Below are 12,453 nucleotides of genomic sequence, written 5' to 3' on the forward strand. Positions count from 1 at the left end.
GCCATGAAATTAGGAATAACGCGATGAAACACAACATTATTATAGGCCCCCTCCTCTGTTAATCTTTTGATTTGCGCAACATGCTTTGGCGCCAAATCAGGACGCAGACGAATAATGACATCACCATCTTTGAGAGATAAAACAAGAAGGCTTGCATCACTTGCTGGGCTAGGATTACCAGCGACTGCAGACAATGAAAAAAAACAAAACACACATATCAAAACAGCAAAAATTCTACGAGACACACTTATTCTCCTTTAAAGACTGGAATTTCGAGCGCAAAGCTTGTGCAACATTGGGCGGTACAAATGGTGTCACATCACCTCCCATAGAGGCAATTTGGCGTACCAATGTAGACGTTATCGCGCGCCCAGAAACACTTGCCGGCAAAAAAACAGTTTGCAATTCAGGAGCCATAACACCATTCATTCCTGCCATTTGCATTTCATAATCAAGATCAGTACCATCACGCAATCCACGAATGAGAAATGAAGCACCAACTTCACGCGCCTTCTCAATGAGAAGGTTGCTAAATGAAAGAACCTGCAATCGATTAGAATCTGCACCAAATAAGTCTTTCCCGACCTGCGTAATGAAATCAACACGCTCTTCGAAGCTAAAGAGTGTTTTTTTGTCAGCCTGTATCCCTATAGCGACGACCACCTTATCAGCTAACACAAAACACCCTTTCAAAACATCAAGATGACCATTTGTAAGAGGATCAAAAGAACCCGCGTAAAGAGCAATTTTCATGACTTTACTCCTTCCTCTTAAAAATTATTTTTCTTCGCTCATATCAACTGTATCAGAATGCTTCTCACCTTCATCATCTAATGAACTCGTATCATCTTCAGGTTCAGAAATACGTTCAACCGATACGACTCTTTCACCTTTGGCTGTATTAAAAATTGTGACTCCCTTAGTTGAGCGCCCAGCAGTACGAATTCCCTCAACAGGGACACGAATAAGCTGCCCCCCATCTGATACCAACATAATTTGATCTTGCGCCTTCACCGGAAAAGCCGCTACTAATTTACCAATTTCAGCTGTTTTAGATGGATCTGTTGCGCGAATCCCTTTTCCGCCACGTCCCGAAATCCGGAACTCATAGGAAGAAGAGCGTTTACCATAACCAAACTCACTCACCGTCAAAAGCATTTGTTCACGTGCATGAAGTTCTGCATAACGTTCATCTGTTAACTCTGTTTCAGCCCCCCCATCCTCATCATCCAGAATGACAATATCTTCAACATCAGCATCTGCACCAGAAGCACGCCGTTCATTCATTACACGTTTAATATAAGCAGAACGCTCAATGGACGTCGCCTCGACATGCTCTAAAATTGTCATCGAAATGACTTTATCGCCTTTAGCTAAATTGATACCACGAACTCCCACAGAATTACGCCCAGCAAAGACCCGAACATCAACAACTGGAAAACGGATACATTGTCCATTGGCTGTTGTTAGAACAACATCATCATGTTCTGTACAGGTTTCAACAGAAAGAATTTCATCTTCTTCATCAAGTTTCATCGCAATTTTACCATTACGATTAACCTGAACGAAATCTGATAATTTATTACGACGCACAGTTCCACGTGTTGTCGCAAACATAATATCTAATGCACTCCAGCTCGCTTCATCTTCAGGCAAAGGCATAATCGTTGTAATACGCTCACCTTGTTGTAAAGGAAGCATATTGATCAAAGCCCGCCCACGCGATTGGGGTGTCCCCAGCGGCAGCCGCCAAACTTTTTCCTTATAAACAATCCCACGTGATGAAAAGAAAAGAACCGGAGTATGCGTATTGGCAACAAACAACCGCGTTACAAAATCCTCATCCTTCGTGGACATACCAGAACGCCCCTTACCACCACGTCGCTGTGCACGATAGGTATTAAGAGGCACACGCTTAATATAGCCACTATGGCTTACCGTTACCACCATATCCTCTGGTGCGATCAGATCTTCACTCTCCATCTCAGCGCTACCAAAACCAAATACGGTACGTCGCGGCGTTGCAAATTCCTCACGAAGAGCACTCAACTCATCCTTAACAATAGACATAATGCGTACGCGTGATGCCAAGATCTCAAGATAGTCAGCGATATCCACGCCAATTTTATTCAATTCATCAGCGATTTCATCACGCCCAAGGGCTGTCAATCGTTGCAAACGCAATTCTAAAATAGCACGTGCCTGTTCTTCAGAGAGATTATAAGTACCATCCTCGTGGATAATATGACGAGGATCATCAATAAGTTTAATCAAAGGCGCGACATCCATCGCTGGCCAGCGTCGTTCCATTAATTGTGTACGTGCTGTCTGTGGATCAGGAGCTTTGCGAATAAGCGCTATAATTTCATCAATATTGGCAACTGCAAGGGCAAGACCAACCAAAACATGGGCCCGCTCACGCGCTTTACGCAAAAGATATTTTGTTCGCCGACTGACAACTTCTTCCCGAAAAGAAACAAATGCACGAAGCATATCAAGCAACGTCATCTGTTCGGGTTTTCCCCCATTCAACGCAACCATATTACAACCAAAGGAAGTTTGCAGCGGCGTATAACGATATAATTGGTTTAAAACAACTTCCGCAACAACATCTTTTTTCAACTCAATAACAACGCGATATCCATCACGATCCGATTCGTCACGCAAATCAGAGATTCCCTCAATGCGTTTATCGCGCACCAATTCGGCCATCTTCTCAATCATTGTGGCCTTATTAACTTGATAAGGGATCTCACTCACAATAATTGCCTGCCGACCACTACGAATTTCTTCAATATCAACTTTAGCACGCATAATAATTGAACCCCGCCCTGTTTCATAAGCTGAACGGACACCAGAGTGGCCAAGGATAATACCCCCTGTAGGAAAATCCGGACCAGGAATAATTTCAATTATTTTATCGAGTGTGATATCGGGATTATCAATCAAAGCGATACAACCATCAACGACTTCACCAAGATTATGGGGAGGAATATTGGTTGCCATTCCCACAGCAATCCCCCCTGACCCATTAACCAAAAGATTGGGAAAACGCGCTGGCAAGACAACCGGTTCACGCTCACGCCCATCGTAATTATCCTGAAAATCAACAGTATCTTTATCAATATCAGCTAAAAGTTCTTCTGAAACTTTTTCTAAACGACACTCAGTATAGCGCATAGCCGCGGGTGGATCACCATCAACGGAACCAAAATTTCCCTGACCATCAATTAATGGATTTCTTAAAGAAAAGTCCTGCGCCATACGCACTAATGCATCGTAAATTGAAGCATCACCATGGGGATGAAATTTCCCCATAACCTCACCAACAACACCAGCAGATTTACGATACGACTTATTGAAAGAAAGCCCCATCTCATTCATAGCATGAAGGATACGTCGATGAACAGGCTTAAGACCATCACGGACATCAGGGAGTGCACGTGAAACAATCACGCTCATCGCATAATCGAGATAGGAGCGTTGCATTTCATCAATAATACTGATTGGTTCAATACCGGTTAGCACATCACGTTCTGGGTGTGGAGTAAGATCGGTCACAATTTCAAAACTTTCAAAAAAGAATCATTTCACTTTATTTATAGCGAAAAATACACAAAAATGCTAATTTCTCTCCCATGACAAAAAAGAAATTTAACAATATTTTTCAAGATGTTATTAATTATATTTTAAATTACCAATAATAATTAACAATTTTCACTTCGCTAAACTTCAAAAATCTGAACAAGCAAACCATAAAATGATCATAATACTGCAATTTAAAGACTCTTAAAAAGGGACGTCATCATCTAATTTGTGTGAAAAACTTTCTCCCAATTGATTATTATTTTGACCAAAAGCATTTCTCTGATTTGAGTGACTATCGGCAAAGCCACCACTATAACTCCCCCCTTGACTTGCTCCTTGCTCCCCGCTCGCAGCTCCCCGCCCATCAAGCATTTGTAATTCGCCACGGTACTTTTGCAAAACAATCTCTGTTGTATAACGGTCATTTCCATTTTGATCTTGCCATTTTCGTGTCTGTAACTGCCCCTCAATATAAATTTTGCTGCCTTTTTTTAAATATTGCTCTGCAACTTTGACAAGGTTTTCATTAAAAATAACAATACTATGCCACTCAGTGCGTTCTTTTCGCTCATTTGTATTCCGATCGCGCCAACTTTCTGAAGTAGCAATACGCAGATTTGCCACTTGATCACCAGAATTCAAACGGCGGATTTCAGGATCCGCACCAAGATTACCAATCAAAATAACTTTATTAAGGCTACCAGCCATCGCATAAACTCCAAAATTTTAATTTGTAAAATACTCTGTTCTATAACAGTTATAACCCTCTTGACCTTCAATTTACATGTCGCAATTGACCATCAATATGGGTATTGCTATCCTTTACCAATATTGTATTCAGTGTAATTATAACAAAAGATGATAAAAACGCATAGTTTATTCCACCACGAGAGAATAAAAAGCTGCTCATTTGTATTTTTTTCACAAAACTTATACCTTCCTTTTGCATTAAAGCAGTTAAACACATTATAATTCTAAAAAAACAGTTTTATTCCATTTTAGGTGCTCAATTTTTGCCACATATGCCAAGGATAAAGTATGACTCATCAAAAATATATCTCCATTCGCGGTGCACGTGAGCATAATCTTAAAAATATTGATCTCGATCTGCCTCGTGATAAACTCATTGTTATAACAGGACTTTCTGGATCAGGGAAATCATCCTTAGCGTTTGATACAATTTACGCTGAAGGACAACGCCGCTATGTCGAAAGCCTTTCAGCCTATGCACGCCAATTTTTGGAAGTCATGCAAAAACCCGATGTCGACCGCATAGACGGTCTCTCTCCAGCTATCTCCATTGAACAAAAAACAACCAGTCGCAATCCTCGTTCAACAGTAGGTACCGTTACTGAAATCCACGATTACATGCGTCTTCTCTTTGCACGTATTGGTATTCCTCATTCTCCTGTGACAGGACTTCCTATTGAAAGCCAGACAGTAAGCCAAATGGTGGATCAAATTATGGCCTTACCAGAAGGAACGCGAATTTTTATTATGGCCCCTTTGGTGCGAGGACGAAAGGGAGAATATAAAAAAGAGCTAACAGAACTTTTAAAAAGAGGATTTCAACGCGCTAAAGTTGATGGCAAGTTTTATGAAATCCCTGATATTCCACCTCTGGATAAAAAATATAAACACGACATCGATGTCGTGGTAGACCGCATTGTTGTACAGAAGGATATCACCTCTCGCTTGGCTGATAGTATAGAAACCTGTTTACAGCTAGCAAATGGGCTTGCCATTGCTGAAATGGCAGACCAACCCTTAGCACAAAAAGAAACAACAAAGGAATCTGCTCATAAATCAAAAAATGATACACACAAACGGCTCATTTTTTCAGAAAAGTTTTCCTGCCCTGTATCGGGTTTTTCTATTCCTGAAATTGAACCACGCCTTTTTTCGTTCAATAATCCTTTTGGCGCCTGTCCTCTCTGCGATGGACTGGGCATAAAAAAAGCAATGGATCCACTGAAAATTGTGCCCAATAAAAATCTTACCCTCAAGAATGGCGCCATTGCCCCTTGGGCTAAGTCAGATTCACTTTACTATAAACAAACCTTAGAAGCATTAGGAAAAGCTTACGGTTTCAAACTCACAGATCAATGGTGTGAACTCTCTAATGAAGCACAACAGGCTATTCTCTACGGTACAAAAAGAGATGAAATTTCTTTTATCTATAAAAATAATTCTGGTTCGCATAAAACGACCCAACCCTTTGAAGGAATCATCCCTAATATGGAGAGACGCTGGAAAGAAACCGATTCTGCTTGGTCTCGAGAAGAAATCGAACGTTATATGTCTTCTTCGCCCTGCCCAGCTTGTCACGGTTATCGTTTAAAACCAGAGGCACTTGCTGTAAAAATAAACGGAATGCATATTGGGCAAATATCAGATCTTTCTATTCTAAAGGCAGATGATTGGTTTGCCAATGTTCATCAATATCTCACAAAAAAACAACGTAATATCGCCGTACGTATTTTAAAAGAAATTCGTGAACGCTTGGCTTTTTTAAATCATGTAGGATTGGAATATCTTACCTTGTCTCGAAATTCAGGAACGCTTTCAGGGGGAGAAAGCCAACGCATTCGGTTGGCATCCCAAATTGGTTCTGGTCTTACAGGCGTTCTTTATATTTTAGATGAACCATCTATCGGTTTACACCAACGCGATAATGAACGCCTGTTGGAAATGCTGCGCCATTTGCGTAATCTTGGCAATACAGTTATTGTTGTTGAACATGATGAAGATGCTATTCTCACAGCAGACTATGTTGTCGATATGGGGCCTGCCGCAGGCGTTCATGGTGGAGAAATCATAGCGCAAGGAACACCGCAGGAAATTATAGAAAATTCAGCCTCTCTCACAGGCCAATACCTTTCAGGAAAAATGGCTGTTAAAATGCCGACAGAGCGACGCAAAATATCAAAAACGAAAACACTTAAAATCATCGGCGCCAAAGGCAATAACCTCAAAAATATCAATGCGAATATTCCTCTTGGAACCTTCACATGCATAACTGGTGTTTCTGGAGGAGGAAAATCAACATTTCTTATTGAAACGCTTTTCAAAGCAGCATCACATCATATCATGGGCTCTCATCACAGCCCTGCCAGCTATGACAAAATTGAAGGATTAGAATTTCTTGATAAAGTCATCGATATCAACCAGTCTCCTATTGGACGCACCCCACGCTCTAATCCCGCAACCTATACAGGTGCTTTTACACCGATTCGTGAGTGGTTTGCCGATCTTCCAGAATCAAAAGCCCGCGGTTACAAAGCTGGGCGTTTTTCATTTAATGTTAAAGGAGGACGGTGCGAAGCATGTCAAGGTGATGGAGTCATCAAAATTGAAATGCACTTTTTACCTGATGTCTATGTTACTTGCGATGTCTGTAAAGGAAAACGCTATAACCGAGAAACACTAGAAATAAAATTCAAAGGACAGTCTATAGCCGATATTTTGGATATGACAATTGAAAAGGCAGAGGAATTTTTCCAAGCTATTCCCGCTATTCATAATAAAATGGAAACTCTCATTAAAGTAGGATTGGGTTACATAAAAGTAGGACAGCAAGCAACCACACTTTCTGGTGGGGAAGCACAACGTGTAAAACTTGCGAAAGAACTTTCTCGTAAAACAACGGGACGTACACTCTATATTTTGGATGAACCGACAACAGGTTTACATTTTCATGATATTTCCAAACTTCTTGAAGTGCTTCACGAACTAGTCGAGCAAGGCAACACAGTTATAGTCATTGAACATAACCTTGATGTTATAAAGACAGCCGACTGGATTATTGATTTAGGACCAGAAGGTGGAGATCGCGGTGGTGAAATTGTTGCAATTGGACGCCCTGAAGACATCATTAAGGTTCCCGCTTCCTATACGGGAAAATTTCTAAAACATGTTTTACTGCGCCCATCTCTCTATAATTCCAATTCTTAGAAACGCTTTCTATTGTAAAATACAGCATACTAACAAAGCCTGTACTTTTATTATTACCTGTAAACCAACACCTAATTCCAGTGGTGCAACACGTTTGAAGCAAAGACTAAAAACAATTTAGCGCTTTATAAGCTGTTTCAGTTGTCGTATTGCCAAATAGGAACGCGCACATAATTGCGTATTTATTCTCTGTTTTGTTTATACCTGAAACGACCAGACAACCTAAACTGGGAAGAATATGAAGTTTTAAGGGTATAAATAAATTTCTATATTTCCATTTCCTTTTAATTTATCTTTATGATTTTCCAAGGCATCCACAGCAATATCTTATAATGAAGATTGCCATTGCTTCACACTTTTATTTATCGCGTTCCTTAATGAAGATCACATTCCTCACGAAGGAACAAAACGCCCCAAACGGAATATATTTGCGTTGCCAATTCCCACATCTGTTTTAAAGAAACATTTCTCAATGCTCTCAAGCCCATTTCACAACGGCTCCTATGAATGCTATAATGATAAACTCATTATTATACACCACCATCTTTACATTTATGAATCGGCATCATCACACTCTTTTCCAATATTTGTCTTCCCTACTCCCTAATATTGTAAAGCCTTTAATTATCGAAAGCTTTCATAAAAAGCATTTTATTTCTTTTTTCAAATGTTGTTATCCACACACTCATAACTATTTATGATATATAAAAGTATCGTTTTGATTGATTGACGATAAAAAGATCTAAAATGAGAAAATCTTACGCTATTAGAGTTTCTCATTCAATGTGGAGAGCGTCTAATTATCCTTATAAGTCAAGATATTATCTAATAAAAAAGAAACAAAACTCTTTTATTATATTATTTGAATTCTGTATAAGAATTGTAAGTTTTTTTCCCAAAAAACAGTATTTGGCTGTATTCTACAAAAGAAACTCTCCTAACAGAGCATAGAGTGTCATTATTTTCGACTTTTTGTGCACAAAGTATCTGTTGGACATCTTACAGTTGTCAATATAATGTGATGCAGTCTAAAAAGACAAAATAACGTTGGAGATAATTTCAGCATGAAAAAAATTGAAGCCATTATAAAACCTTTCAAACTTGATGAAGTGAAAGAAGCGCTTCAAAAAATTGGGTTACATGGTATTACAGTAACAGAAGCGAAAGGTTTTGGTCGTCAAAGGGAACATACAGAACTTTATCGTGGTACGAAATATGTTGTTGACTTTCTACCTAAAGTAAAGATTGAAATTGTTGTGTCCGATGAAAAACTGGAACAAACTGTTGATGCAATACGTAAAGCAGCTCAAACCAAACATATAGGGGATGGAAAGATATTTGTCTTTTCCATTGATGATGCAATTCGTATAGGCACAGACGAAACCGGTATCGATGCCCTTTAATAAATAACAGGAAAATTCACTTTTTTATCCACCTCAACGCCATATTAAGGAAATTGAATATGACAACCGCATCAGATATTATCAAACAGATTACAGACAACGAAATCCGTTTTGTTGATTTACGTTTTACTGATCCACGAGGAAAATTGCATCACATTACAATGGATATCGCAGAGATCAGCGAGGATACTTTTAGTGATGGTGTCATGTTTGATGGTTCTTCAATTGCTGGTTGGAAAACAATTAATGAATCTGACATGGTTTTAATGCCAGATCCAGCAACAGCACATATTGATCCTTTTTTTGCTCAATCTACTTTGGTCATATTTTGTGATGTACTTGATCCTGTCTCTGGTGAGTTTTATCGTAGAGATCCTCGTTCTATCGCCAAAAGGGCTGAGGTGTATATGAAATCTTTAAACATTGGAGATACAATCAATGTGGGTCCAGAAGCAGAGTTTTTTATCTTTGATGATGTGCGCTATAAAACGGACCCTTACAACACAGGGTTTAAACTCGATTCAAGTGAACTTCCCTCTAATGATGATACGGAATATGAAACAGGAAATCTAGGGCATCGCCCACGAATAAAGGGAGGCTACCTTCCTGTTCCGCCGATTGATTCCTGCCAAGATATGCGTTCTGAAATGCTCACAGCACTCAAAGATATGGGTGTACAGGTCGAAAAACACCATCACGAAGTAGCAGCGGGCCAACATGAATTGGGTATTCGTTTTGATACACTTGTTCGCGAGGCTGACAAGATGCAAATTTTTAAATATGTTGTACATCAAATAGCAAACAGTTATGGGAAAACAGCAACCTTCATGCCAAAACCAGTTTTTGGTGATAACGGCTCTGGAATGCATGTCCACATTTCCATTTGGAAAGATGGCAAACCCATTTTTGCAGGAAATGAATATGCTGGACTATCAGAAACCTGTCTGTTTTTTATCGGTGGTGTTATTAAGCACGCAAAAGCAATAAATGCTTTTACCAACCCATCTACAAACTCCTATAAACGTTTGGTTCCTGGTTATGAAGCTCCTGTTCTTCTTGCCTATTCAGCACGTAATCGTTCTGCATCTTGCCGTATTCCAATGAGCTCCTCACCAAATTCAAAACGCGTAGAAGTTCGTTTTCCAGACCCAACAGCAAATCCCTATTTGGCATTTGCAGCCCTTTTAATGGCTGGTCTTGACGGTATCAAAAACAAAATTCATCCCGGACATGCTATGGATAAAGATCTTTATGATCTTCCCTTAAAGGAACTTAAAGAAATCCCTACTGTTTCAGGAAGCCTGCGTGAAGCGCTTGAAGCACTTGACAAAGATCGTGGCTTTCTTAAAGCTGGCGACGTTTTTGATGATGATCAGATTAATTCCTTCATTCAAGTAAAGATGCAAGAAGTCTTGCGTTACGAAACAACACCCCATCCTGTTGAATTTGATATGTACTATTCTGTTTAAACAATTAATACGTATTCTTTTGATTTTTAAAGTGGAGGCAAAAGCCTCCATTTTTGTGGATATTCTTCTCATACAAAAGCGCAAGAGGCTTTTTGCTCGCCCGCTTTTCTTTTATAATGTATTGAATCTCTTCAAATGAATTAACAAAGGTTTCTAATGCCGCGAATTTGTTTTCTCGTTCCCGTTCTTTTATGCATTGTCTTTATCACATCAACAACTAAAGCACATACAATAACCAACCAAAAACTTACAACTCTTGAGAAAGCAACATCTGCTTATAGTAAAGCACTTAAAAATGCCGATGCAAATGCCATCTTAAATGCTATTCCTCCCCAAGTCATCAACCGCTTAACCGCCCAAAAAAATCTTAATCAATCACAATTTCTACAAATCATGAAAAGCCAAATAGAACGGTTGGCAGAAAGTTACAAGATTGAAACGATCAACATTGATCAAAAACAAAAACGTGAAGGTACCCTTGATAATGGTACCCCTTATTTTGTTATACCCGTGGAGCTTGTAACCACAACAAATGCTGGAAAAAAATGCTCTATTCAAACTGAAATTATTGCCCTACTTCACGATAACCAATGGTATTTTATCCGTGGTAATGACGAAGCGCTCTTAACCATAACCAATGAACTATTTCCTGGACTTGATAAAGTAAAAACCAATCCTCAAAAAGTCACAAAAATACTCTGAGCGAAAAGAATGCACGTAAATAAAAGATTTTCCCCTATAAACAAGTTGTAACAATTGTAGCAGCAGCATTAAATTCAACTTTTTTATGAGAACGGCGTGCTATTGTTTCTTTATCCGTTCCCCATTGCTCCATCATCCAATCTTCATCTAAATAGGCAATAGACCAAGCATGATCAGCATCAATGTTTCCCGCTGCAACAGCAAGAGCAATGAGAGCAGATCCCGTTAATGTTGTCATCATATGAAGTGCAGCAAGCATATAAGCAGACTCAACTCTACGTAAATAATTACTGACTGCTTGAAGTGCTTCTGGTGATTGTTCCACATGCATCAGCCCTTCTGTCAAATAAAACCTTGCACCTAGTTTTTTTTCAGCCCAATCTAATAAAGGATCCCATTGTTCAGATTGTTTTTGCACCAACTCTTTAGGTGTCTGTGCACGATAAAAGATCATATCACATGCAACGAAACGCAATAAATCTTCAAAAACCACCTGCATATCATCAGCGATACCATCAATAACAGTATTAACCAAACGCGTCATCGGCATTTTTGCAGGATCAACAACGTGCTTTTGGTTCTCAAATTCCTGAGCAACATATTCAGCAAACACTTCTGTTGGCACATGAAAATGACGCCTTGCGGGCGTTTTTACGGGACGTTCATCCAACAAAATCGTAAAGCCGGCCTCCTCAAACGCGATCTTCACTTGCTTATAAAACCGTTTTGGGTGTGATTGGCATGAAAGATTTTGAACCTTTTGAACAGAACTCTTCTTATTCAATGGCATATCAACATGATCCAAAATCTCACGCATATTTGTTTACCTCTGATCTTTTCAAAAAAAACGACTGTTTCTTTAGGTTCTGTAGCTTGAATAAGGTTTAATCTGACCTTCTTAACGATTCCAAAGAAGAAAAAAATCTTGCCAATCTCAATCTAACTTAAGAGTTATATTTCATGTTTCTTTTACAAACAAGACAATGATGATTGCCTTTTATATATTTAATACAATCATAATAGTAAAACAATTTCTAAAAGTATTATCTTAATTAAGAAGTTAAATATATTGAGTTTTATGGCAAAGATGTTCACGCCTTACCAATTTGCTTATTATTCACCTACAATAGTATTATCAATATGAACAGATTCAAAAACGCTGCTCATCTAAAAAATGATAGAGCAGTGCGGTTTACGTGTCATTCACCTTCGCTTAACCATTCCAATAATTCTCTAACATATCCAATAAATACCCTGCATAGAACTTTCCTGCTCAATCACTCCCCTAAACAACGATGTTTTACGGCATGATAGAATAATGAACAGACAAAATTATA

General features: G+C 39.0%; 9 protein-coding genes. 4 read left to right on the forward strand and 5 right to left on the reverse strand.

Annotated elements, in window-relative coordinates; translation table 11 throughout:
• From ACFIL8_RS05090 to ssb, 4 genes are all read right to left on the reverse strand, one after another.
• On the reverse strand, nt 1-245 hold a 245-nt coding region (locus tag ACFIL8_RS05090), incomplete at its 3' end, for a peptidylprolyl isomerase (protein WP_375689053.1).
• Nucleotides 235-753, reverse strand: coding sequence for a pantetheine-phosphate adenylyltransferase (gene coaD / locus ACFIL8_RS05095; RefSeq protein ID WP_375613109.1), 519 nt, complete (start codon nt 751-753; stop codon nt 235-237). The genes ACFIL8_RS05090 and coaD, both read right to left, overlap by 11 nt.
• A 24-nt stretch (nt 754-777) precedes the next feature.
• Entirely contained in the window at nt 778-3,561 is a 2,784-nt protein-coding gene (gyrA, locus tag ACFIL8_RS05100; protein WP_375689055.1) for a DNA gyrase subunit A, read from the reverse strand.
• Between the two features lie 228 nt (nt 3,562-3,789).
• Complete coding sequence (ssb, locus tag ACFIL8_RS05105; protein ID WP_375611516.1) at nt 3,790-4,296, reverse strand: single-stranded DNA-binding protein; 507 nt, start codon at nt 4,294-4,296, stop codon at nt 3,790-3,792.
• A gap of 330 nt (nt 4,297-4,626) precedes the next feature.
• On the opposite strand from ssb, the gene uvrA reads away from it, so the two are divergent.
• From uvrA to ACFIL8_RS05125, 4 genes are all read left to right on the forward strand, one after another.
• A complete protein-coding gene (uvrA, locus tag ACFIL8_RS05110; protein ID WP_375613111.1) occupies nt 4,627-7,542 on the forward strand; it encodes an excinuclease ABC subunit UvrA in 2,916 nt (971 codons plus the stop codon).
• A gap of 1,064 nt (nt 7,543-8,606) precedes the next feature.
• A complete protein-coding gene (locus ACFIL8_RS05115) occupies nt 8,607-8,945 on the forward strand; it encodes a P-II family nitrogen regulator (protein ID WP_015856528.1) in 339 nt (112 codons plus the stop codon).
• Nucleotides 8,946-9,004: 59 nt separating this feature from the next.
• A complete protein-coding gene (gene glnA, locus ACFIL8_RS05120; RefSeq protein WP_375611514.1) occupies nt 9,005-10,414 on the forward strand; it encodes a type I glutamate--ammonia ligase in 1,410 nt (469 codons plus the stop codon).
• Nucleotides 10,415-10,570: 156 nt separating this feature from the next.
• The gene (locus tag ACFIL8_RS05125) at nt 10,571-11,116 is read left to right on the forward strand and encodes a hypothetical protein (RefSeq protein WP_375629043.1); all 546 of its coding nucleotides are present in this window, start codon (nt 10,571-10,573) and stop codon (nt 11,114-11,116) included.
• Between the two features lie 34 nt (nt 11,117-11,150).
• Here the strand turns inward: ACFIL8_RS05125 and ACFIL8_RS05130 are convergent, their stop codons facing one another.
• Entirely contained in the window at nt 11,151-11,933 is a 783-nt protein-coding gene (locus tag ACFIL8_RS05130; RefSeq protein ID WP_375638225.1) for an ATP12 family chaperone protein, read from the reverse strand.
• Nucleotides 11,934-12,453: the final 520 nt, after the last annotated feature.

Origin of the sequence: Bartonella sp. AP57NXGY (genome assembly GCF_042195805.1) — a bacterium.
Lineage (GTDB): Bacteria > Pseudomonadota > Alphaproteobacteria > Rhizobiales > Rhizobiaceae > Bartonella.